This is a genomic window from Bradyrhizobium sp. 62B (assembly GCF_030272265.2).
GTDB lineage: Bacteria > Pseudomonadota > Alphaproteobacteria > Rhizobiales > Xanthobacteraceae > Bradyrhizobium.
In genome coordinates this window covers 3965650-3985397 of sequence record NZ_CP092841.2, presented here as the reverse complement: position 1 = coordinate 3985397, position 19748 = coordinate 3965650, and the positions used below count along the sequence as shown (strand labels likewise).

The window sequence follows — 19748 nt, the reverse complement described above, 5'->3', positions numbered from 1 at the left end:
TCAGAGATGGCCAAGGTACTGGTCGTGACATCAGGCAAGGGGGGCGTCGGCAAGACTACGACGACCGCCGCACTGGGAGCGGCGCTGGCGCAACGCGGCGACAAGGTCGTCGTCGTCGATTTCGACGTCGGCCTGCGCAACCTCGACCTCGTGATGGGGGCTGAACGCCGCGTCGTGTTCGACCTCATCAACGTGGTGCAGGGCGTTGCGAAACTCCCGCAGGCGCTGATCAAGGACAAGCGGCTGGAGAACCTCTGGCTGCTTCCGGCCTCGCAGACCCGCGACAAGGATGCGCTGACGGAAGAGGGCGTCGGCAAGGTCATCGACGATCTGCGTGCCCGTTTCGACTGGGTGATCTGCGACAGCCCGGCCGGCATCGAGCGCGGCGCCTCCATGGCGATGCGCTTCGCCGACGAGGCCGTGATCGTGACCAATCCGGAAGTCTCCTCGGTACGCGATTCCGACCGCATCATCGGCATGCTCGATTCCAAGACCGTGCGGGCCGAGAAGGGCGAGCGCGTCGAGAAGCATATTCTCATCACGCGCTATGATCCCTCTCGCGCCGCGCGCGGCGAGATGCTGACCATCGAGGACATCCTTGAGATCCTCGCAACACCCTTGCTCGGCATCATCCCCGAGAGCCAGGACGTGCTGCGCGCCTCCAACGTCGGCACGCCGGTGACGCTGTCGAATGCGGAAGGTGCTCCGGCGCGGGCCTATATCGACGCGGCGCGCCGGCTGTGCGGCGACACCGTGCCGATGCAGGTGCCGACCGAGCGCAAGGGCTTCATGGATCGCCTGCTGCGACGGAGGGCTGCATGAGCATGGGTCTGCTTCGGCTTCTCCGCGGCAACAAGGCCTCTGCACCCGTCGCTCGCGAACGGCTGCAGATCCTGCTTGCCCATGAACGCGGAATGCGTGGCCAGCCCGATCTGCTCGGCGTGCTGCGTGAGGAAATTCTCGCCGTCGTGTCCAAGCACGTGATGCTGGACCCGACCAAGGTCATCGTCCGGCTCGAGCGCGGCGACGAGGTCTCGACCCTCGAGGTCGATATCGAGGTGCCCAACGATTTCGAGCGCAAAAAAGTGGCGGTCGCGTAGGGGCACGCGGCCGACGACTCCCAGCTTTGGGGTGGGTGAAGGCGGTCCGCCGGGCATGGCGGGCCGCCTTTGTCGTTTGGGCCACTCACATTCTCAGGGCCGCCGATGTGATCGACGGTAAGCGGAACGCCATCAGAGGCGAAATCGTTGTCGAAGACCGCGGGAGCGTCGAGCCAGACCCCGCGGCCTCATCAGACGGAGAGCGCCCATGATGTCCGAGGTCCAGGTCCACACCGTTGCGCGGCAGATGCTCGAACAGCACGGTTTTGCTGCGATCGCGAAGGCCGCCGAGCAGGCCCAGGCCTGCGAGGGCCGCGGCGAGGCCGACGAGGCCAAGGAATGGCGTCACATCGCCGACGCCATGAAGATCATGCGCGGGCCTCACCATAGCTGATCGCCGGACAGGAAGCGGTTCAGCGTTCCTCGCGGTCCGATCCCGGTGAGCGGGATCGATGCTGCGTTTGCGGCTGGCCGCGCTCGCCTGTCTCCTTGCACGGGAGCTGTTCCCACGATCCGTCCGGCGCCTACTGATAGGCGCTGCACGATGACGACGAGGCCGTTTTGTCTTCGGCCTTTTGGGCGTCTGAATTCCTTGCCTGTGCCGGGCCGGCCAGCGCTGCGCTCACCGCGAGCACGCCGGCGACAATGAGATGCGTCAACCGCATGGGGGTTCTCCTGTGTGAAGAAGCCCGCATGCTGGCCGGGAATGTGACGATTGTTGGCCGAAACGCAGGTTCCGTCGCGGTGTGCTTAACGTTGCGAGCGCCAGCCTGTTAGCCGCCCTTGGCGCGGATCAGGCCGGCGAGGTTGGTCTTCTGGGCCTCGCACCAGGTGGGCATGCCGAGGCGGCGCTGGTTGAGATCGGTCGCCTGGGTCGCCACCGCAACCTCAGCCATCAAATCGTCATCCTGCTTCTCGCCCATCTTGCCGCCGGTGTGCATCCAGGCGATCGCCTTGCGCACTTTCTCGGTGGTGCCATCGGGCAGGTGCATCTGCTCCGCCTTCTGGACCAGGTCCTGGTAGACCACGTCCGTGCCCGGGCATTCGACCTTGGCGGCGAAGGCCTGCAGCACCAGGGTCACATAGGTCGAGCGTGGATGGTCCTCGGCTTGGGCCGGAGCGGCGATCAGCAACAGGCCGGCCATCAGGAAACCGTAGCGCATCCTAGGTATCTCCTCCATTTTTTGGGGAGGCTAGCGTCCGGCGGGCTGCTCCGCAATGGCGCCGGGTGCGAATTTGTGGCTTCCCGCTGCGGTGCGCTATCGTGGCCTGTATCCCGGCCTCGGAGAGCGACATGAGCCTGTTCAGCACGCCGTTCGATCCCATTCGTGACACGGCGCTCGTGACCGGCGCGGGCAATGGCATCGGCCGCGCGATCGCGCAGGCCTTGGTCGGCGAGGGCGTCCGGACCGTGTTCGCCGATGTGAACGCCGAGCGGGTGAGAACCGCGATCAGCGCCAGCGAGAAGCCTGAACTGGCGGTACCCTGGGTCGGCGATCTCGCCGAGCTGGAGGCGTGCGACGCACTGCTTGCCGTCGCGCATGCTGCCTTGGGCGAGATCACGCATTTCGTCCACAGTGCATCGCCGCCGCGGCGGGAGGCCGATCATGCGCTCGCGGTCGATCGCAGGACCTGGCAGCAGATGCATGCCGTCAATCTCGATGCCGGCTTTCACCTCGCGCGCGAGCTCGCAAAGCGGCTGATCGCGGCGAAGCGGCCGGGCTCGTTCCTGTTTCTCACCTCGCTGCATGCGGGCACGCCGCGCAACCTTCCGCATTATTCGACGGCGAAGGCGGGGATGGCGATGCTGGTGAAGGAGCTGGCCAAGACGTTCGGCCGCCACGGCATCCGCGTCAACGCGCTGGTGCCCGGTGCGATCGCGGCCGGCGGGTTCGTGGCGGATCCCGCGCTGGCGCGGCACATTCCGCTCGGGCGTCTCGGCGAGGCCGGCGACCTCGCACCCATGGCGCTCGCGGTGCTGTCGAACAAACTTTCCGGCTACGTCACCGGCGCTGCCTTTGTCGTCGACGGCGGCTTGTCGCTGACCAACTGGTTCGAGCCGCCGGCATTCGACGAATAGTCAGCGCTGCCAGGCCGGCACCGGATCGAGCGGCGTGCGATAAAGCTCGTTGTCGTCACGATCGGTGACGCGCACCGCGCAACCCTTCTGCTGCAGCTCCGGCTTCACTTGCGACAGCTCGCATGCGAGTTGATCGGCGCGATCGGAGGCAACCTCGATATCTTCGAGAATGATTCCGCCCTGGTTTCTGAATTCTTCACCAACCACGAGATCGAAGGAGTAGTAAGGCATCCGAATTCCCCGATGTGACGACCCAGCTTCAAAAACAAGTCTTCAATGGAAATCTCGACACATCCGGGATGGTACCACTGAGTCGATATCTATCGAATGAACAGGTCGCGCAATCTCTGTGCTTATGGCGCAGAAATGATGTGCAGCATGCGGGGCCGTTAAGAGTTTATTAAATACGTGGCGCAATCATAAGGCATGGAATTGCAGCAGAACCGGGCTCCGGGAACCGGCAGCTGCAAGAGAAGGCCGCCGGCATAGCTCCCGACGGCCTTTTCTCTTGAGCGAAAAATAGCGCTTTCCGTAATCGCCCGGACTCAACGCATCACGTCGACTCGGACAGCGTATGCGATGTCGCGGCTGCGCACCGTGCTGTTTGTTGCGCGCGTCTAGCGCAGCGGCATCGGCGGACGCACGACCGGTCCGTCGTCATCGGCAACGGCTTGCGTCGTAGTGACAGGTGCGGCCGGCGGCGGCATTGCGGCGGCCTGCGAAGGCGGCGGGGGAGGCGCGAGCGGCGCGGGCGAATAGGCGGGCATGTAGGTCCGCGACACCACTGGTTTCGGTTTATGAACTGCCGGCGGCGCCGGAGGCTTCGGCGGCAGCGCAGCAGCGCGTCCGCGCGGATCGACCGGCTTGACCTCAGCGACCGGTTTTGGCGCGGGCGGCTTCGCCATCTCGCGCGCCATCTGCTCCTGTCCGGCCTTCAACTCGGCGATGTTGGCCTTGAGCTGCTCGATCTGCTGCGCCATTGCAGCAAGGTCGCGCGTCATCGATTGCACCGACTGCACTGCATCGGGCGGCGTTGCCGCGGGCATGGCTGTGGCGACCTGTGCCACGGGCGCCGTCGCGGTCGATTGATCGGTGGTGGTTTGATCGGTCGCCACTTGGCTTGCGGGCGGCACGGCTTGCTCCGCAGGCGCTGCGGCCTGCGCGGGCGCGACCGGCGCGGTCTGCGACGTGGAAGGCAGCAGCGACCTCAACGACGCTAGGGCAGGCGTCCATTCCGCGAGCATCTGTTTGGCCGTATCGCCGTGCTGCTCCCAGGCGATGGTGGCGGCCGCGCTGCCTCCCGCGAACAGAAACGTGACGAACGCACCGCGCAGCCATTTGCGCACCGCGGATCGCTTCGGCCGAACATGGTCATCGCTCGCTGCGACGCGTACGGCCGTGTCGACCGACGGCGGTGCCGCCGTCTGCGGCTCCGAGACGGGCGCGAACCTCGGCTCCAGCGAGAGCCTGGGCTCCAGTGAGATTTTGGGCGGCGGCGCGAATTTCGGCTCCGGACGGGGCGTGACGTCAGGCGCCAGCGTGGGCGCAACGCTGACGGGGCGCGAGGCCAGTACAATGTCGGGCGAAATCTGAATCGCGTCGTGCGGATCGTTGTCCTTGACCGTGTCCTTCACGATCTCATCGACGATTTGCTTGGGGTTCAGCGTCGCGAGCATCGCCGCTCCTTTGAAGCACAGGCGTTGAAGCCCGGGTGTTAAGTCCTGGTCGTCCGCATTGGCGCGAGCCGATCTGTTGAGGTGAGCCCATCAATCCGATGCGCCCGGCCCGATGACCCCACGAGTCCAGCCGGATTTGACCAAAGCAAGGCGAGGGGATGGAGATGATGCGACGCTCTTCCGCCGTTTGTGGTGATGGAACCCAATTTTTCGAACACAAGCACGTGTTTCCCGTTGCCTTGTTTTCAGCACGATTTTGGCAACATCTGGCGATGCTGGGGGTGCTGCTATCCGCTACAGGGGCCGGCGGTGCCAAGATCTCTCATCGCTTTATTCGCTATCGCCATGCTGCCGCTGCTGGGCGGCTGCATGCAGACGACACTTTCACCATCGACCGACGCGAGCATGACGCCGCGCGACCGGCAGTTGCTCGCGCATACGCCGTACGCGCAGGCGAACGTGCCCGAGCAATATCTCCGTCACATCGTCGATTATCACCGCAAGGAGCAGCCCGGTACCATCCTCGTGGATACCGATGCGCGCTATCTCTATTACGTGCTGCCTGACGGCAAGGCGATCCGCTACGGCGTTGCGGTCGGCGAAGAAGCCATGGCGTTCTCGGGCGTGGCACGGGTCGGCCGGCTGGCGGAATGGCCGGACTGGGTTCCGACGGCGGATATCCAGGCGCGGCTCGGACCGTATCCGGCGCGCGTTCCCGGTGGACCCGCCAATCCGCTGGGTGCGCGCGGCATCTATCTCTATGCCGGCAACAAGGACACGCTCTATCGCATCCACGGCACCAACCAGCCCGAATATATCGGGCAGGCGATCTCGTCCGGCTGCATCCGGATGCGCAACGAGGACGTGATCGATCTGTACGACCGGGTGAAGCTCAATTCGACGGTCGTGGTGCTGCCGCCCGGACAGAGCGCGCGGGCCGAGACGGGCGGAAGCTGGCGCGGGTAAGCAGAGCTTACGCGCGTTCCGACGTTACGTGGGTGGCCGATCTCGCGCTAGTTCTCAGGCCGCGCGATCCGCCATTGCAGCGTCGTGGCGTTGCCATTGGCGTCGCCCGGCGCCTTGTCGGCGGGCGAGGTGTAGAGCGGACGGTAGCGGTACGCCCACATCCTGCTGCCGTCGTTGCGGCTGATCACGGTGAAATCGCCGATGGCCTTGGCGTCGGCCGTTGCCGGCAGCGGCACCCAGCTCTCGGTGCACTTGCCGTTGCAGTTCGAGGTCTTTCCGGTGGTGTCGCGCTCGTAATAATAGAGCGTCATGCCCTTGAGATCGACGAGCTTGGGACCCTGCTTGGTGATGACCACCTTCGCGGGCGCAGTCGTCGCCTCCGGCTTCGGCGGCGGAGGTTCGCCGCCGCCATGGCCGTTCGCGAGCGCATGGCCGGTCGAGAGCGCGATGGCCGCGGCCGCAATGAGACACCTGAACATCCGAACCCCCGCCCTGCAAAGTTAATCGCGCGTTAATCGCAGAATGTTGCGGACCCTAGCAGGCGAAGGTTAGTTCCAGGTTTCGCGGACCTCGGACAATTGCAAATAGGGGTCCGTATCATACCGGACTATCGCGGAGCGGTGCGCGGCTCAAATCGTTGCCGGCGGCGATCGCCTTGCGCAGCAGCCGCATCAACTCTTCGCCCTCTTTCGCGCTGAGGCCACGCAGCATGATGCGCTGGGCCGATTCCACGGCCGGAGTGATCTTGCGCAGCGTGCGCCGGCCCTCGTCGGTGATCTCGAGCTCGCGGGCGCGGCGGTCGCGGCTGGAGGCGCGACGCTCGGCAAGCCCCTTCTGCACGAGGCGGTCGATCACGCCGGTGATGGTGGTGCGGTCATAGGCGATCAATCCTGCGAGCGTCACCTGGTCGAGCCCCGGATTGGCCTTGATGGTCGCGAGCGCGGCGTATTGCACCGGCGTCAGGTCGAAGCCCGCATCCTCGACCTCGGCCAGGAACACGGCGACCGCAATCTGCTGGAACCGGCGCGCCAGATGCCCGGGCATCTCGTTGTTGTCTTTCACCGAATTCTCCTCCTCGGACAGGGACGGTCGGATCGTTGACAAGTATACTGATAGTCAGCATACTGAGCAATATCCAAACAGAACGTTCGCGGGGAGAGGTGCTCATGCAATTCCATCTCAATGGATTCCGGCCGGGCGACCCTGAAATCGCCGATCCCGCCGAGCGTGTTCAGGCGTCGGGTGCTGCGGGCGCCGTGCCTGACGAGGTCGATGTCCTCATCGTCGGCTGCGGGCCGGCCGGCCTCACGCTCGCCGCCCAGCTCGCGCAATTCCCCGACATCAAAACCTGCATCGTCGAGCAGAAGCCGGGCCGGCTGCTGGTCGGGCAGGCCGACGGCATCGCCTGCCGCACCATGGAGATGTTTCATGCCTACGGCTTCAGCGAGCGCGTGCTGAAGGAGGCCTATTGGGTCAACGAGACGACGTTCTGGAAGCCGGACGAACGGCTGCCCGAGACCATCATCCGCAGCGGCCGGGTGCAGGACGTCGAGGACGGGCTGTCTGAATTCCCGCACGTCATCCTCAACCAGGCGCGCATCCATGACGGCTTTCTCGACGTCATGCGCAAATCGCCGGCCAAGCTCGAGCCCCATTACGGCCGCCGTCTTCTCGACCTCCATGTCGATCCGGCCACGGGCCCTGGCGATCATGCCGTGACCGTGCGCCTCGAACGCGTCGATGCCGGGAACGAGGGCAACGTCGAGACGGTCAAGGCGCGCTATGTGGTCGGCTGCGACGGCGCGCGCAGCACGGTGCGCAGGTCGATCGGGCGCGAGCTGCACGGCGATTCCGCCAACCACGCCTGGGGCGTGATGGACGTGCTGGCGGTGACGGATTTTCCGGACATCCGCTTCAAGTCGCTGATCCAGTCGGCGAAGGACGGCAGCCTGCTGATCATTCCGCGCGAGGGCGGTTACATGGTCCGCATCTATGTCGAGATCGCCAAGCTCGAGGTCGGCGAGCGCGTCGCGAACCGCAACATCACTGCCGACGACGTGATCGCCAAGGCGCAGCGGATCCTGAAGCCGCACACGCTCGAGGTGAAGGAGATCGCCTGGTGGTCGGTGTACGAGATCGGTCAGCGTCTGACCGACAAGTTCGACGACGTGCCGGACGCGGAGATCGCAACGCGCCTGCCGCGCATTTTCATCGCCGGCGATGCATGCCACACCCACAGCCCGAAGGCGGGGCAGGGCATGAACGTCTCGATGCAGGACGCCTTCAATCTCGGCTGGAAGCTCGCCGCCGTGCTGCGGAAGCAGTGTGCCCCACAGCTGTTGCATTCCTATTCGGCGGAGCGTCAAGCGGTCGCCAAGGAGCTGATCGATTTCGACCGCGAATGGGCGGGCATTCTTGCCTCCGCCGCCAAGGCCGGCGGCGCCGATGCCGCCAGGACCCAGGACTATTTCGTCCGGCACGGCCGCTACACCGCGGGCACGGCGACGCACTACAGGCCGTCACTCCTCACCGGTGCGGCGTCGCATCAACACCTCGCGCAAGGCCTCGTCATCGGCAAGCGCTTCCATTCCGCCCCGGTGATCCGGCTGGCTGACGCAAAGCCGGTGCATCTCGGCCATGCCGGGCAGGCCGATGGCCGCTTCCGGATCTACGCGTTTTCGCCCGCGGAAGATCCTGCCGCCGCAGGCTCGGCCATTCGCGCGCTCTGCAATTTCCTCACCGAGGCCAGGGATTCGCCGGTCACGCGCTATACGCAAGGTGGCGCCGACATCGACAGTGTGATCGATCTTCGCGCGGTGTTTCAGCAGGATCATCGCGAGCTCGCCGTCGAGGCGATGCCGCCGCTGCTGCTCCCGCGTAAAGGGCGCTACGGCTTGGTCGACTACGAGAAGATGTTCTGCCCGGACCTCAAGAGTGGCCACGATATCTTCGCCATGCGCGGCATCGATCGCAAGGCCGGCTGCATGGTCGTGGTGCGGCCTGACCAGTATGTCGCGAACGTGCTTCCGCTCGACGACTTTGCCCGGCTTGCATCGTATTTCGACGCGTTCATGCTGCAGGTCGACTGACGGTCCGGCAGCGCAGATGGCGCGTTGCGCCGATGAACAACGGATGAATATTGAACCGCGAGCCGCCCGCGCTTCAATCTTTCTATGCGGGCGGCCCTCGCTGACGGAACGCCCGTTCCGCCAGCGCGTTCCGACTCGAAAGAGGAGGAATACGCCATGAAGTTCAGGAGCGTTTTGATTGCCGCATTGCTGCTCGCGCCAACAGCCGCACTGGCCGCGCCGGGCATCGTCACCGTCTCGACCGGCTTGCGCGCCGGACCGGGGCCGGGTTTTCCACTCGTCGACCGTGTCCCCGAGGGCGCCCGCGTCAACATCCATGGCTGCCTGCGCGGCAACGCCTGGTGCGACGTCAGCTTCTCCGACGATCGCGGCTGGGTGTCGTCGCAATATCTCGAATATCTCTATCGCAACCACTACGTCTATCTGCCCGACTATGTCGAGGAGATCGACGTGCCCGTCGTCCCGTTCGTGCTGACATCGTACTGGTCGAGCTACTATGCGGGGCGTCCCTGGTACCACCGCCACGCCTACTGGAATAATTACTGGAGCTCGCACCAGAGTGTCGCGACGCGAATGACGCTTGATCCGCGTGCCGCCCGGATCGGCCGCGCGGCGACACGCGATGCGGCGGTTGCTTTGGAACGGGAAGGCGTGCGGGGCAGGGGCAGCGCCGCGATCTCCGGACGTAACGCCGCGAATGCGCGGCCTGACGCTGCGATCGCGACGCGCGACGCTGCGAAACGCGATGCCGCTGTTGCCGCCGACCGGACGCGTGCCGGACGGAGCGAGCGCATCGCGCATGAGCGGATCCAAGCGCGGACCCAAGAGCGGACCCGAGAGCAGACGCAGACGCGCAATCCGCGCGATGTCCAGGCGCGCGTGATGCATGAACGGGCCGCGAGCCGCGCTGCGGTGCGTGCCCAGCCGATGGCGCGCGCGCATGAAACACCGCGTGTGTCCGCCGCACCGGCTGCGCGAGCCGCGATGCCGCATGGCGCGCAGCCGAATGTGAGCCACGGCTCGCCCATGAATGCCCGTGCGCAGATGCCGGCGCCCCGTGCCGCTGCGCCTGCAATGCCGCACGGCGGTGGCGGCGCTCCGCACGTCAACGCCGCGCCTCGCGGCGGCGGTGCCCCGGCCGGCGGCCCCGGCGGCGGTCACCAGAAGCACTGAGAAGTCCCAAGGAAAGCGTCAAACAAAGCTCCAAGGAAAGCCCGGCTCTCGCGCCGGGCTTTCTGCTGGGTTGATCCGGGTTCCGTGCGCGTACAATTTAAGAAAGTTCTTCGCGGGCAGATTTCATCGATCGTAAGATGTGTACCCAAAGATGTAAGCATCCACTCGGGGCAGCGGGGCACGGGAGGATGATGATGAGACAGAGCCAGGCGGAGACGCGCCGCCAGAATGTCGCGAAGCGGTCGATGACCAAAGAGGCCAAGCAGCTGGCCGGTCTGATTGCGGGGTTGCGTGAATCCCTCGAAGGGATCCACAAGGAGCGGACGAGTGCGAAGCTCACCGGCGCCGAGATGGGCATGCTCGACGAGCGCCGTAATAATCTGCTGCTCACCATTGCAGCCCTCGATGACCGCCTCTCGGCGGTGCAGGGACTGATCGATCTCGGTCGCCCCCACATCATCCGCGTGCATTAGCGGAGCTCGGACATGGGACGATCGGTTCCGTCGCTGATGCGACGGACCGGCTTCCGGCCGCCGATTCAGCACGACATGAAGACGGCGCCGTGCCGTCGCAGGCGGCCAGCCTGCGACGGGTGGAATCGCGTTCCCGTGGGCACGCGCGATGCCGAACGCCGGCGCCATGCCTGCGGATGGCACCAAATTGCCACGCTCCCGGCGAATTGCCGCCGCAGCCCGCTGCCACGAGGAGGTCGGGTGCAGGGCGACGCAAGGGGATGCGAATTGGCCTACAAGATGATCGCAGAACGCGACAACGAGAAATACAGTTTCGCCCGCGAGAGCCGGTTGCTCATCGTGGCGAAGGCAAAGGTGTGGGCGAGCGAAGGGTGGCGGGTCGTCGTCACCGACCAGGACGGCAAGGCCTATGCGCCGCCCGAATTCGATCATCTGTCGGCGGCGTGACCGACGGGCTTCGCTCGAAAACGCTCTGGGGCCGACATTTGATATCGCTGTTTGGACTGGGGCGCGAGCGGATCGTGCCCGTGATGAGTCTTGCAGCCGCCGCCGTTGTGACGGCGACGGTTGCGGCCGCACAAAATCTCGATGCCGGCAAGCCGCCTGCCAAGCTCTTCGCTGACGGCTGTGCGACCTGCCATCGCAGTCCGCGCGGCCTTGCCAAGGGGCGCTTCAGCCTGACGCTGTCCTGGTTCCTGAAGGACCATTACGCGACCAGCTCGGACTCCGCCAAGGTACTCGCCGCCTATCTGGAATCGGTCGACGAGCCCTCGCCACGCGCCGCGGCCAAGCCCGCGAAGAAGCCCGCACGATCCACCCCGCGTCAGCCCAAGCCGGTGCATAGCCAGTAGGGCGTGCGGGGCGGCTATCCGCGCCGGTAGGTCTGCGCGAGCAGACGTGCGTGCACGGCGCGTAGCTCGGCGTTCATGCGCGTCTGTCCCGTAGTGACATAGGAAAGCCAGGCGCCATCGGCGGCCAGGCGCACCATTTGCAGATCGGGCGAGCCGTCGGTGGTGCGATGACGCTTCAGGCGGGCCTTGATCCAGTCGTTCCAGAGCCGGCGCAGCGGCGGATCGGTGACGACGACCATGCTCAGCGCCGCCCATGGGGTCGTAAAGCCGAAGGTTCTGCCGGTGAATACCGCATTCACATAGGCGCGTGTAAAACTGCCGCGCGGCTTGGGATCGTTCTCGATCGCAGCGTCGATCTCGGCGTCGACGCGGGCAAGCAGATCGGCGAACAGGCCTTCGATCAACGCCTGCTTGCTGCCGAAGTGGTGGAACAGCCCGCCCTTGGTGACGCCGGCTGCTGCGGCGACTGCCTGCACCGTGATGCCGGCGACGCCATGGTCCATGGCGATCGCAGCGGCATGGTCGAGCAGGGCGCGCCGGACCTGCTCCGGCTGCTTGGCGCGGGTGTAGCGGCTTTCCGGCATCAATGTGCCGTGGTCTGCGAGAACAGGTTGATGACCACGACCCCTGAGACGATCAGTGCGATGCCGACGAAGGCCGCGGCGTCCAGCATCTGACGAAACAGCACGAAGGAGACGGCGGCGGTCAGGATGATGCCGACCCCGCCCCAGATCGCATAGGCGATGCTCAAGGGGATGACGCGGATCGCGACCGACAGCGCGTAGAACGAGGCGACATAGCACAGCACCATGGCCAGCGTCGGCCACGGGCGGGTGAACTGCGCGGATTGCTGCAGGAAGGCCGATGCCGTGACCTCGAGCATGATGGCGAGGGCGAGCATTGCGTAGGCGTTGAAGGCGGGGGTCATGGTCAGCTCGAGGCAAAAAAAGATACCGCGCGGTAGGTATGTTTAGCACGCGGCGCTTGGCTTTGCCCGGCAGCAGGTATCACGTCTGAGTGACGAGCCTGCGACGGTGCCGGAACGCGGCATGAAGCCGCCGCGCGGTGGTTGCGCAGCGGCTCCAGGATTTCGTGGCGGTCAGAGCGGCGTCAGTTGATCCGCACGGTGAGCTCGACGTCTTCGGCGAACGGCGTCGACATGTAGCCGCTGCCGGGCCTGCGCACGCGCGCCAGATAGTCCGGGCTGTCGTCGGCGTTGTCGGCGACGATGATCGCACCCGGTCCGAGATGGTTTTCGAGCAGGTCGAGGATCTCCGGGTAGAGCGCCTTGGCCCCATCGAGCAGCACGAGATCGATCGTAACAGGCAGATCGGCCTGAAGCGTCTTCAGCGCGTCGCCTTCACGGATTTCGACGAGATCGATCAGGCCGCCGGCGATGAGGTTTTCCCGCGCCCGCGCCGCCTTGGACGGCTCGAACTCGCTGGTGATGAGGCGGCCGCCGCCATTGTCGCGCAAGCCTGCGGCAAGGTGCAGGGTCGAGATGCCGAACGACGTGCCGAACTCCACGATCGTCCTCGCGCGGGAGCTGCGTGCCAGCATGTAGAGCAGTGATCCGGTCTCGCGCGAGACCGCGAGCGGTATCTCCTTCAGGCGTCCGTAGAGGTCGCGATAATCGGTCTTGCTCCGCATCATCCGCGCCCGGTCCGCATCGGACAAATCGGCGACGGCGGCTCGCATTGCACCGTTTGCCGCCTCGGCCTCGTCGAACAGGCGATCCAGCAGCGGCGCAAGCGATGTGATGGTTGGGGTGGTCATTCGAGGTCTCCAGATGTGGCGATGAGTTGGGTGCTTGCGTGCGGAGTGAAATACGACTAATTCGTCGCATTTCCTATTCGCATTCACCGGGCGCGCCATGGCCGATCGTCGAAGCCGTTCAGTTTCCTCACGAAAACAGCCGCAACAGGTCCGCTCCAACGAGCTGGTGGCGGCGATCCTGGATGCCGCTGTTCAGGTTCTGGCGAAGGAAGGCGCGCAGCGTTTCACCACGGCACGGGTGGCGGAGCGGGCCGGCGTGAGCGTCGGCTCGCTCTATCAATATTTTCCCAACAAGGCCGCGATCCTGTTCCGTCTCCAGAGCGACGAGTGGCGGCGCACCAGCGATCTGCTGCGCGGCATCCTTGCGGACCGGACGAAGCCGCCATTGGTGCGGCTGCGCGCGCTGGTCCATGCCTTCATCCGCTCCGAGTGCGAGGAGGCTGCAATCCGCATCGCGCTTAGCGATGCCGCGCCGCTCTATCGCGACGCGCCCGAGGCCCACGACGCGCGGGCCGCCGGCGAGGGGATCATCGCGGCGTTCATGCGGGAGGCGCTGCCCAAAGCCTCCGCTGCGCCACGCGCGCTTGCCGGCGAACTCATCAAGACGACGCTGAGTGAGGTCGGCAAGCGATTTTCGGAAGTGCCGCGCAGCGAGGCCGACATCGCGCGTCATGCCGACGGGCTGGCCGACATGTTTTGTGCTTATCTCGGTGAGCTGGCGAGGCGCTGACGCGTGGCAGGCCTGCAGCCCGGATGGAGCGTAGCGTAATCCGGGACTCTTGCCGCGACATCAGGCCCCGGATTTCGCTACGCTCCACCCGGGCTACGCTTGCCACATCCGGCGTTTGACTCTACGGACCTCTCTCATGCTCGTCATCTCCATTCAAAGCCAGGTGGTCCATGGCCATGTCGGCAACAGCGCGGCGGCCTACGCCATGCAGGCGGAGGGCGTGAACGTTGCGGCGGTGCCGACGACGCTGCTGTCCAATCATCCGCGCTATCCGAGCCTGCATGGGCGGATGCTGGAGACCGAGCTGGTCGCCGATCTTCTGAAGGGTGTTGAGGAGCGCGGGCTCGTCGACGAGGCGGCCGTGCTCGTGACCGGCTATCTCGGCTCGCCGGGCAATGCCGCCGTGATCGCCGATTTCGTCGAGCGGGCGCTGACGCGGAATGCTGAGCTCGTCTATCTCTGCGATCCCGTGATCGGCGATGACGGCCGCGTCTATGTCGCCGACGGCATTTTGGACGTGGTCCGGCACCGGCTGCTGCCGGCGGCCAGGTTGACGACGCCGAACCAGTTCGAGCTCGAGCTGCTCTCAGGTCTCGCGATCGCGGATACGCAGGGCCTGCGCGCGGCGTGCGCGGCGCTGGCGGGGACCGACCGCATCGACGTCGTCGCGACCGGCTGCACGCTCAGCGATACGGCAGAAGGGCAGGTGGAGACGATCCTGTGCGCCGACGGGCAGGTGTCGCGCTTTGCAACGCCGCGTTTGCCGATCCGCCCTTACGGCACCGGCGATCTCCTCACCGGTCTCATCGCAGCTCATCTGGCCAAGGGCGAAGCGATTGAGGCCGCGGTGCGCCTTGCGGTCGACACCATCTTTGCCGTGCTGGTGCGAACGCAGGACGCCGGCACGGCCGAGATGCGGCTGGTGCCGTTGCCGATCCCGACGCGTAAGGCGTAACGGGGGTCAGGTCGCGCGCTTGCCGGTCGATTGCGCTGATTTTTGCGGCTTGGCCGGGCTCTTCTGCTCGCGCGCGGCCTGGGCCTTCGGCGGCTTGGCATGGGCCGCGGCGCGCACCACTTTCTTGGACTTCACGCTGGCGACTTGCTTTCCGTCTCCCGTGCCGCGGCGCGAGATGTATTCCGGGCCATCGACGGGGCCGACATGCGGCGGGTCACGGCCGAGATACGGCCGGCCGATGCCGTAGGCCTTGCCGTTGGCGTCGACCCACTTCCACAGGATTTCGGTCGAGACCCAGCGCTGCGCGCGGTTGTTGCCTTGCGTGCTGACGATGTCCGCCGCCATGCCGTGGCCGTAGCCGCCGCGCGTGCTGCCGCCGTGATAGGAACGGTCGGAGGCGGCCTTCAGGCCGCTCGCGATTGACTGTCTATAATCGTCGCGGAACGCGCTGGTGATGCCGGGCGAAAGGCCGGCAGCTTCCGCCGCGAGCAGCGTACGGAACAGCTTCCGCTTGAAGCTCTTGTCCATGCCGCCGATGACATAATCCATCATCGACATGCCGGCGTGCTCGGCGGCCTTCGGATCCTTCCAGCCGAAATCCTCATCGACCAGCTTGGTGAAGCTGCGCATCACCGTGACCGTCTTGCCCTTGCGCTTGATGGTGACGGCGCGGCGCTCCTGGACCTTGATCGAGTCTTCCTTTGCGGTGCGCTGATAGAGCGTCCAGAGATAGCGGTCGATGCAGGCATCCATGACGAAGCATTCGTCGAGCACGGCGACGGTATCGGCCGGCGGCGATGCCTTGCTCGCAGGGGTGACCGGGCCGCTGGCGATCGCCGCGGGAGACAGCGCGTCCGTCGTCACGATCTCGGTGGGATCGGCAGATGCGAGCTTGATTGGCTCCGGCGGTGCGACCGGGGCGGCCTCGCTGACGATGGATTCTGGTTCGGGTGTTATCTGCGGCGCGGGCGGTGCGTCCACCGGCAGGATCAGCGCCGGATCGGCCGAGGCGAGCTTGATTGCGGGAGCGGGCGTCTCGGGTGCCGCTTCAACGATTGTCAGGGCCGGTGCCGCAGCCAGGGCAGCGGCGATATCGGCGGTCAAGGCGATGCCGTCCTCGATCGTCGCAGCGCGCGGCACGTCGGCGAGGTCGAGCCGGCCGAGATCCTTAGCTTGGTCGTTGGCGTGATCCTTAGCGTGGTCCTTGGCGCGCGAGACGGCGGCCGCGTTGGCACCGCTGTTCTCGATGAGGGCAGGGGCATAGGCGGAGAGGGAGAGCGCCAGCCAGCCGGCGAGCACAGCCGAGGGGCATGTGACCGCCACCAGAAGAGACCGCCGATCGTCCATGATCCCTGCCTCCAAACGGTTCTGCCCGAACCCGTCTTGCCCGGACAGTGATGATGCAAACAGTCTGACGCAAACAGTCTTGCACGGAAATGCACGCAGTGCGTCGATTGTTCGGAGGACCATGTGGCAGCGCAATGGCGCAAATCGGCGAAAACGGGCTTTTCGCGGCACTGTTGCCGAGGTGCAACGCGGGTTCCACAAAAGTGTCTTGATCGCCGTGTCGTCGCAACCTTGTTGCGGGTAGCGCGTTCGGTCGCTCATGACGCATGCCACGCTTCGTCCCATGGACGCTTTCGATCCCACCGAACCCGCCATCCTGCACGATCGCCTCACGGACACGATCATCACCTGGACCGCCGACCAGGCCGACGATTATCGACGGGCCAGCCGACCGGGCGGCGACGGAACCGTGGCCTGGAAGGCCTATATCTTTGACGGCTGGGGCAACGTGCTCGGTGGCTGAGCACCGCCCATAAAGGCGCCATGTCGGACCCGGCGTGATTCGGCCAAGGCCTTGGACATGTTAAACATATCGCTATGCGCCGGACGCGCTGTTGCATTGCAACAAAGCGTGTCGCAATGCAGCAAAGCGGACCTAAATATGCTCCGACTCTTCCACTTCCGGAGCATCACCAATGAACAAGAAGACTTTATCGATCGCCGCCGCCATCCTGACGATCGCAGGCAGCACCGCGGCTTTCGCCGCCGAGCTGCCGACTTACGAGACCAATGGATTTCCGGTCTCGCCCTTGCAGGTTCGCGTCCTCGGTGCCGCGCATGTCGAGCAGCAGGTCGCTGCGCCGACCACCGTCGCCTCGGCCCACCAGACGAAAGTGCTCAGCCCCCGCAAGCTGAAGACCGCTGACGTCACCACGGGCTCGGCCCGCTAAGCTTCATCGCTGAGAGATTGGCGGGTTCCGCGGAGAGGCGGAGCCCGCCGTTTCATTTGACGTCCTCGACGCCGGTGCTGCTTGCGTATCGTGTGCGCAGCGATCGTTGAAACTGTCCCGTGCGCGATCTCGCGCCAGCGCGCGTTGCGCAATGTCTCGGCGCGATCAATTGACATCGATGCGCTGATTGAGACTCCGGCCGCGAACAAGTTCGCGTGACTATGCCGGTTATGTATCCCCGTTCATAACGAGCGTGATCCTCTTAACATTTGTTTTGCAGACCGCATTGCCTGATGCGGCGGCCGCATCGTCGCGGCCAGTTTTTGAAATCATAATGGAGGCCATCATGCCGGTTGCGCAGAAAGTCGTTGCTGCTCCCACCTCGCCGCGTGCGTTCATTGTCAGGCATGCCGCCTTGTTCGCCGCCGCCGTGTTGTTCGTGTCCGTGCTGAGCCTGACATACGGCCTCGATCTCAGCCCTGGATTTTTCTGAGAGGTCTTCAAGCCGCGCGAAGCCCGCCGCACGCGCACCGCGCGCAAACTCGACGGCGAGCGGCCGTAGAGTTCGGAGAAGGCGGCGTTGAACCTGCGCAGGCTGCCGAAGCCGGACTGGAACGCGATATCTGTCATGCTGTTCTCCCCGGCATCGAGCAGGCGCTTGGCGCGCTGGACGCGCAGCGTCTTGGCGAGCTGCTGCGGCGTGGCGCCAACGTGGCGCTCGAACAGACGCGCCAGATGACGCGACGAGATGCCGAGCCGCATCGCCAGATCGACCACCGAGCCTTCGTCGAGCGCGCCGCCATCGATCAGCTTCATGGCGCGCGCCACCGTGGAGCGCGTGCCGTTCCAGGCCGGGCAGAACGGCGCAGTCTCGGGGCGGCAGCGCAGGCATGGCCGGAAGCCGGCGGCCTCGGCCGCCGCCGCCGTCGGATGATAGGTTACGTTGCGCGTCAGCGGCTGCTTGGCCGGACAGACCGGGCGGCAATAGATGCCGGTGGTTCTCACCGCGGTGAAGAAGCGGCCGTCGTAACGGGGATCGCGGCGCAGGCGGGCGGCGTTGCAGGTCTCGAAGCTCAGCATGGCCGGATCATAGCGCATGGCGATGGGGCCGGAAGGGCTGCGGGATGACCGAGTCCGATTGTGGCGAGTTGCAACGCCCACCGCGGCCTAGAAGGTGGCCGCAATGCAAGCCAGGGAGCGCATCATGTCCAGCCCGAGAGAGATTGTCCTGAACGCCTGGAAAACCTTTTCGTCGCGGGATGCGCTGCGTATCGCCGCATTGTTCACCGACGACGCCGAATGGATCGCGCCGAAGGGCAACGCCACCGCCGTCGCGCTCGATCACACCGACCACATGGTCGGCGCGGGCCAGATCGCGCGCTTCATCGCCCAGGAGATGCACAAGATGTTCTCGAACATCGATATCGCGTTTCGCGGCGTGTATGCAGACGGCGACGTCGTGATCGTGGAGGAGCGGATGCGCGCCACGCTGCCCGGCGGCAAGCCTTACGAGAACGACTATTGCTTCGTGTTCACGGTGGCGGGCGACAGGATCCGCGAAGTGCGCGAATACATGGATACGCGCAAGGGATGGCGGATGGTGTTCGAAGAGCGGGCGTGACGGGCCGTTCGGGCCACGAATCCCGCCGCGTGTCAGCCCTGCACCTGCGTGGGTTGAGCCGATGGAGGCGCTGACATAAGGCTTGATCCATGGATCAGCGGACGAGCGGCGCCGACGCTCTTTCTCAGAAGCACGATGCGGCGCCGGCACTGCTCGGCGTTACCTGCGGCCTGGCCGCGGCGCTGTTCTGGGCGCTCGGCTTCGCCGGGACACGGCACGGGCTCAAGGTCGGCTTCACGCCGGTCGATCTGCTGGTGCATCGCTACGTCTGGTCGGGGATCGCATTCCTGCCGCTGGTCCTGCGCGCCGGCATTGGGGATCTCTGCGGCATCGGCTGGGGCAGGGGTCTCGTGCTGATGGTGCTTGGCGGCCCCGTGATGTCGCTGATCTCCTACACCGGCTTCCTGTTCGTGCCGCTCGGCCACGGCAGCGTGATCCAGCCCTCCTGTGCCACGCTCGGCGGCCTCTTGCTGGCTTCACTGTTCCTGAAAGAGCACGTCTCCGCCTCGCGCCTCGTCGGTGCGCTCGTCATCGTCGGCGGTCTCGGCGTGATCGGCGCGGAATCGATCGGCCATATCGGGGCCGACGGCGTGCTCGGGGATTTGATCTTCGTGCTCACCGGACTGATGTTCGCCGGCTTCGGCACGGCGCTGCGGCACTGGCGCGTCTCCGCCGTGTCGGCCGCGCTGGTCATCAACGTGCTTTCGCTGCTCTTGTTGCCAATCTACGTCGCGACCGTCGGGCTTGCTCACGTCGCGGCGATCGGCGTCGCCGAAAATGCCATCCAGGCGCTGGCGCAGGGCGTGCTGGCCGGCCCCGCCGCGCTCTATCTGTTCGCCGTCTCGGTGCAGCGCCTCGGCGTTGCCCGCGCCGCGGTGTTTCCGGCCTGCGTGCCAGCGCTGACGCTGCTCACCGGCTGGCTGCTGCTCGGCGAACCGCCGACGATGTTGCAGACCGCGGGCCTCGTGACGGTGCTGTGCGGGTTTTACCTGGCGCAGCGGCAGCGGTAGCCAGCTCGCGG

The 19748-nt window shown here is 65.6% G+C and carries 26 protein-coding genes and 1 pseudogene; 16 read left to right on the top strand and 11 right to left on the bottom strand.

Translation table 11 applies throughout. The annotated features are described in order from the left end of the window. The first annotated feature begins 6 nt into the window (after nucleotides 1-6). The 3 genes from minD to ML401_RS18765 all read left to right on the top strand — a co-directional run bounded on the left by minD (nucleotide 7) and on the right by ML401_RS18765 (nucleotide 1494). Nucleotides 7-822, top strand: coding sequence for a septum site-determining protein MinD (minD, locus tag ML401_RS18775; RefSeq protein WP_194402351.1), 816 nt, complete (start codon nucleotides 7-9; stop codon nucleotides 820-822). Next, nucleotides 819-1100, top strand: a complete 282-nt coding sequence (minE, locus tag ML401_RS18770; RefSeq protein WP_097660833.1) for a cell division topological specificity factor MinE — start codon at nucleotides 819-821, stop codon at nucleotides 1098-1100. The genes minD and minE overlap by 4 nt, the downstream gene beginning before the upstream one ends. Nucleotides 1101-1308: 208 nt before the next feature. Next, complete coding sequence (locus tag ML401_RS18765) at nucleotides 1309-1494, top strand: hypothetical protein (RefSeq protein WP_194402350.1); 186 nt, start codon at nucleotides 1309-1311, stop codon at nucleotides 1492-1494. Nucleotides 1495-1624: 130 nt separating this feature from the next. Here ML401_RS18765 and ML401_RS18760 read toward each other — a convergent pair whose 3' ends face one another. Together ML401_RS18760 and ML401_RS18755 are read right to left on the bottom strand one after the other, a co-directional pair. Beyond that, complete coding sequence (locus tag ML401_RS18760) at nucleotides 1625-1765, bottom strand: hypothetical protein (RefSeq protein WP_376717282.1); 141 nt, start codon at nucleotides 1763-1765, stop codon at nucleotides 1625-1627. 108 nt (nucleotides 1766-1873) lie between these two features. Beyond that, nucleotides 1874-2263 carry a hypothetical protein gene (locus ML401_RS18755; RefSeq protein ID WP_194402348.1) on the bottom strand — a complete coding sequence of 130 codons (390 nt, stop codon included), beginning with the start codon at nucleotides 2261-2263 and terminating at the stop codon, nucleotides 1874-1876. A gap of 131 nt (nucleotides 2264-2394) precedes the next feature. Here ML401_RS18755 and ML401_RS18750 point away from each other — a divergent pair, with 131 nt between their 5' ends. Continuing rightward, nucleotides 2395-3180, top strand: coding sequence for an SDR family NAD(P)-dependent oxidoreductase (locus ML401_RS18750; protein ID WP_285806539.1), 786 nt, complete (start codon nucleotides 2395-2397; stop codon nucleotides 3178-3180). Here the strand turns inward: ML401_RS18750 and ML401_RS18745 are convergent, their stop codons facing one another. Then, entirely contained in the window at nucleotides 3181-3411 is a 231-nt protein-coding gene (locus ML401_RS18745) for a DUF6894 family protein (protein WP_194402346.1), read from the bottom strand. It lies immediately after the preceding gene. 386 nt (nucleotides 3412-3797) lie between these two features. Continuing rightward, nucleotides 3798-4856, bottom strand: coding sequence for a hypothetical protein (locus tag ML401_RS18740; RefSeq protein WP_285806538.1), 1059 nt, complete (start codon nucleotides 4854-4856; stop codon nucleotides 3798-3800). 345 nt (nucleotides 4857-5201) lie between these two features. Here ML401_RS18740 and ML401_RS18735 point away from each other — a divergent pair, with 345 nt between their 5' ends. Continuing rightward, complete coding sequence (locus ML401_RS18735) at nucleotides 5202-5822, top strand: L,D-transpeptidase (protein ID WP_249131663.1); 621 nt, start codon at nucleotides 5202-5204, stop codon at nucleotides 5820-5822. A gap of 47 nt (nucleotides 5823-5869) precedes the next feature. On the opposite strand, the gene ML401_RS18730 is transcribed toward ML401_RS18735, so the two are convergent. Both ML401_RS18730 and ML401_RS18725 read right to left on the bottom strand, forming a co-directional pair. Next, nucleotides 5870-6301 carry a hypothetical protein gene (locus ML401_RS18730; protein WP_194402344.1) on the bottom strand — a complete coding sequence of 144 codons (432 nt, stop codon included), beginning with the start codon at nucleotides 6299-6301 and terminating at the stop codon, nucleotides 5870-5872. Nucleotides 6302-6419: 118 nt separating this feature from the next. Continuing rightward, nucleotides 6420-6884 (bottom strand): MarR family winged helix-turn-helix transcriptional regulator, encoded by a 465-nt coding sequence (locus tag ML401_RS18725; protein ID WP_194402343.1) that lies wholly within the window; start codon nucleotides 6882-6884, stop codon nucleotides 6420-6422. Nucleotides 6885-6988: 104 nt separating this feature from the next. Between ML401_RS18725 and ML401_RS18720 the strand changes: the two genes are divergently transcribed. The 5 genes from ML401_RS18720 to ML401_RS18700 all read left to right on the top strand — a co-directional run bounded on the left by ML401_RS18720 (nucleotide 6989) and on the right by ML401_RS18700 (nucleotide 11408). Then, entirely contained in the window at nucleotides 6989-8911 is a 1923-nt protein-coding gene (locus ML401_RS18720) for an FAD-binding monooxygenase (protein ID WP_285806537.1), read from the top strand. Nucleotides 8912-9067: 156 nt separating this feature from the next. Then, on the top strand, nucleotides 9068-10084 hold the full coding sequence (locus tag ML401_RS18715; protein WP_285806536.1) for an SH3 domain-containing protein: 1017 nt from the start codon (nucleotides 9068-9070) through the stop codon (nucleotides 10082-10084). Nucleotides 10085-10278: 194 nt separating this feature from the next. Further along, nucleotides 10279-10557, top strand: a complete 279-nt coding sequence (locus ML401_RS18710; RefSeq protein WP_194402340.1) for a hypothetical protein — start codon at nucleotides 10279-10281, stop codon at nucleotides 10555-10557. A gap of 240 nt (nucleotides 10558-10797) precedes the next feature. Beyond that, a complete protein-coding gene (locus ML401_RS18705; RefSeq protein WP_211417263.1) occupies nucleotides 10798-11004 on the top strand; it encodes a hypothetical protein in 207 nt (68 codons plus the stop codon). 83 nt (nucleotides 11005-11087) lie between these two features. Next, nucleotides 11088-11408, top strand: coding sequence for a hypothetical protein (locus ML401_RS18700; RefSeq protein WP_285812699.1), 321 nt, complete (start codon nucleotides 11088-11090; stop codon nucleotides 11406-11408). Nucleotides 11409-11422: 14 nt separating this feature from the next. Here ML401_RS18700 and ML401_RS18695 read toward each other — a convergent pair whose 3' ends face one another. The 3 genes from ML401_RS18695 to ML401_RS18685 form a co-directional block, all read right to left on the bottom strand. After that, a complete protein-coding gene (locus tag ML401_RS18695; protein WP_211417262.1) occupies nucleotides 11423-11992 on the bottom strand; it encodes a TetR/AcrR family transcriptional regulator in 570 nt (189 codons plus the stop codon). Further along, nucleotides 11992-12336 (bottom strand): multidrug efflux SMR transporter, encoded by a 345-nt coding sequence (locus tag ML401_RS18690; protein WP_285806535.1) that lies wholly within the window; start codon nucleotides 12334-12336, stop codon nucleotides 11992-11994. The genes ML401_RS18695 and ML401_RS18690 overlap by 1 nt, the downstream gene beginning before the upstream one ends. A gap of 182 nt (nucleotides 12337-12518) precedes the next feature. After that, nucleotides 12519-13184, bottom strand: coding sequence for an O-methyltransferase (locus tag ML401_RS18685; protein WP_211417261.1), 666 nt, complete (start codon nucleotides 13182-13184; stop codon nucleotides 12519-12521). A gap of 97 nt (nucleotides 13185-13281) precedes the next feature. On the opposite strand from ML401_RS18685, the gene ML401_RS18680 reads away from it, so the two are divergent. Further along, complete coding sequence (locus tag ML401_RS18680; protein WP_212066259.1) at nucleotides 13282-13914, top strand: TetR family transcriptional regulator; 633 nt, start codon at nucleotides 13282-13284, stop codon at nucleotides 13912-13914. Nucleotides 13915-14050: 136 nt separating this feature from the next. Then, nucleotides 14051-14869, top strand: a complete 819-nt coding sequence (gene pdxY, locus ML401_RS18675) for a pyridoxal kinase (RefSeq protein ID WP_259210749.1) — start codon at nucleotides 14051-14053, stop codon at nucleotides 14867-14869. 6 nt (nucleotides 14870-14875) lie between these two features. Here pdxY and ML401_RS18670 read toward each other — a convergent pair whose 3' ends face one another. Further along, nucleotides 14876-16216, bottom strand: a complete 1341-nt coding sequence (locus tag ML401_RS18670) for a hypothetical protein (RefSeq protein ID WP_285806534.1) — start codon at nucleotides 16214-16216, stop codon at nucleotides 14876-14878. Between the two features lie 259 nt (nucleotides 16217-16475). On the opposite strand from ML401_RS18670, the gene ML401_RS18665 reads away from it, so the two are divergent. Beyond that, nucleotides 16476-16679, top strand: coding sequence for a hypothetical protein (locus ML401_RS18665; RefSeq protein ID WP_211417257.1), 204 nt, complete (start codon nucleotides 16476-16478; stop codon nucleotides 16677-16679). Nucleotides 16680-16851: 172 nt separating this feature from the next. Further along, nucleotides 16852-17106 (top strand): hypothetical protein, encoded by a 255-nt coding sequence (locus ML401_RS18660; RefSeq protein ID WP_259210744.1) that lies wholly within the window; start codon nucleotides 16852-16854, stop codon nucleotides 17104-17106. Between the two features lie 531 nt (nucleotides 17107-17637). Here the strand turns inward: ML401_RS18660 and ML401_RS18655 are convergent. Further along, a pseudogene (locus ML401_RS18655) lies at nucleotides 17638-18186 on the bottom strand (bifunctional transcriptional activator/DNA repair enzyme AdaA); the annotation flags it as partial. Nucleotides 18187-18310: 124 nt separating this feature from the next. Between ML401_RS18655 and ML401_RS18650 the strand changes: the two are divergent. Both ML401_RS18650 and ML401_RS18645 read left to right on the top strand, forming a co-directional pair. Then, nucleotides 18311-18727 (top strand): nuclear transport factor 2 family protein, encoded by a 417-nt coding sequence (locus ML401_RS18650; RefSeq protein WP_285806533.1) that lies wholly within the window; start codon nucleotides 18311-18313, stop codon nucleotides 18725-18727. 89 nt (nucleotides 18728-18816) lie between these two features. Then, nucleotides 18817-19737, top strand: a complete 921-nt coding sequence (locus ML401_RS18645; protein ID WP_285806532.1) for a DMT family transporter — start codon at nucleotides 18817-18819, stop codon at nucleotides 19735-19737. Nucleotides 19738-19748: the final 11 nt, after the last annotated feature.

Bases quoted from the DNA above. Each gene is read 5' to 3' on its own strand.
- minD (WP_194402351.1), top strand. From the start codon at position 7: ATGGCCAAGGTACTGGTCGTGACATCAGGCAAGGGGGGCGTCGGCAAG.
- minE (WP_097660833.1), top strand. From the start codon at position 819: ATGAGCATGGGTCTGCTTCGGCTTCTCCGCGGCAACAAGGCCTCTGCA.
- ML401_RS18765 (WP_194402350.1), top strand. From the start codon at position 1,309: ATGATGTCCGAGGTCCAGGTCCACACCGTTGCGCGGCAGATGCTCGAA.
- ML401_RS18760 (WP_376717282.1), bottom strand. From the start codon at position 1,765: ATGCGGTTGACGCATCTCATTGTCGCCGGCGTGCTCGCGGTGAGCGCA.
- ML401_RS18755 (WP_194402348.1), bottom strand. From the start codon at position 2,263: ATGCGCTACGGTTTCCTGATGGCCGGCCTGTTGCTGATCGCCGCTCCG.
- ML401_RS18750 (WP_285806539.1), top strand. From the start codon at position 2,395: ATGAGCCTGTTCAGCACGCCGTTCGATCCCATTCGTGACACGGCGCTC.
- ML401_RS18745 (WP_194402346.1), bottom strand. From the start codon at position 3,411: ATGCCTTACTACTCCTTCGATCTCGTGGTTGGTGAAGAATTCAGAAAC.
- ML401_RS18740 (WP_285806538.1), bottom strand. From the start codon at position 4,856: ATGCTCGCGACGCTGAACCCCAAGCAAATCGTCGATGAGATCGTGAAG.
- ML401_RS18735 (WP_249131663.1), top strand. From the start codon at position 5,202: ATGCTGCCGCTGCTGGGCGGCTGCATGCAGACGACACTTTCACCATCG.
- ML401_RS18730 (WP_194402344.1), bottom strand. From the start codon at position 6,301: ATGTTCAGGTGTCTCATTGCGGCCGCGGCCATCGCGCTCTCGACCGGC.
- ML401_RS18720 (WP_285806537.1), top strand. From the start codon at position 6,989: ATGCAATTCCATCTCAATGGATTCCGGCCGGGCGACCCTGAAATCGCC.
- ML401_RS18715 (WP_285806536.1), top strand. From the start codon at position 9,068: ATGAAGTTCAGGAGCGTTTTGATTGCCGCATTGCTGCTCGCGCCAACA.
- ML401_RS18710 (WP_194402340.1), top strand. From the start codon at position 10,279: ATGAGACAGAGCCAGGCGGAGACGCGCCGCCAGAATGTCGCGAAGCGG.
- ML401_RS18700 (WP_285812699.1), top strand. From the start codon at position 11,088: ATGAGTCTTGCAGCCGCCGCCGTTGTGACGGCGACGGTTGCGGCCGCA.
- ML401_RS18695 (WP_211417262.1), bottom strand. From the start codon at position 11,992: ATGCCGGAAAGCCGCTACACCCGCGCCAAGCAGCCGGAGCAGGTCCGG.
- ML401_RS18690 (WP_285806535.1), bottom strand. From the start codon at position 12,336: ATGACCCCCGCCTTCAACGCCTACGCAATGCTCGCCCTCGCCATCATG.
- ML401_RS18685 (WP_211417261.1), bottom strand. From the start codon at position 13,184: ATGACCACCCCAACCATCACATCGCTTGCGCCGCTGCTGGATCGCCTG.
- ML401_RS18680 (WP_212066259.1), top strand. From the start codon at position 13,282: ATGGCCGATCGTCGAAGCCGTTCAGTTTCCTCACGAAAACAGCCGCAA.
- pdxY (WP_259210749.1), top strand. From the start codon at position 14,051: ATGCTCGTCATCTCCATTCAAAGCCAGGTGGTCCATGGCCATGTCGGC.
- ML401_RS18670 (WP_285806534.1), bottom strand. From the start codon at position 16,216: ATGGACGATCGGCGGTCTCTTCTGGTGGCGGTCACATGCCCCTCGGCT.
- ML401_RS18665 (WP_211417257.1), top strand. From the start codon at position 16,476: ATGACGCATGCCACGCTTCGTCCCATGGACGCTTTCGATCCCACCGAA.
- ML401_RS18660 (WP_259210744.1), top strand. From the start codon at position 16,852: ATGAACAAGAAGACTTTATCGATCGCCGCCGCCATCCTGACGATCGCA.
- ML401_RS18650 (WP_285806533.1), top strand. From the start codon at position 18,311: ATGTCCAGCCCGAGAGAGATTGTCCTGAACGCCTGGAAAACCTTTTCG.
- ML401_RS18645 (WP_285806532.1), top strand. From the start codon at position 18,817: ATGGATCAGCGGACGAGCGGCGCCGACGCTCTTTCTCAGAAGCACGAT.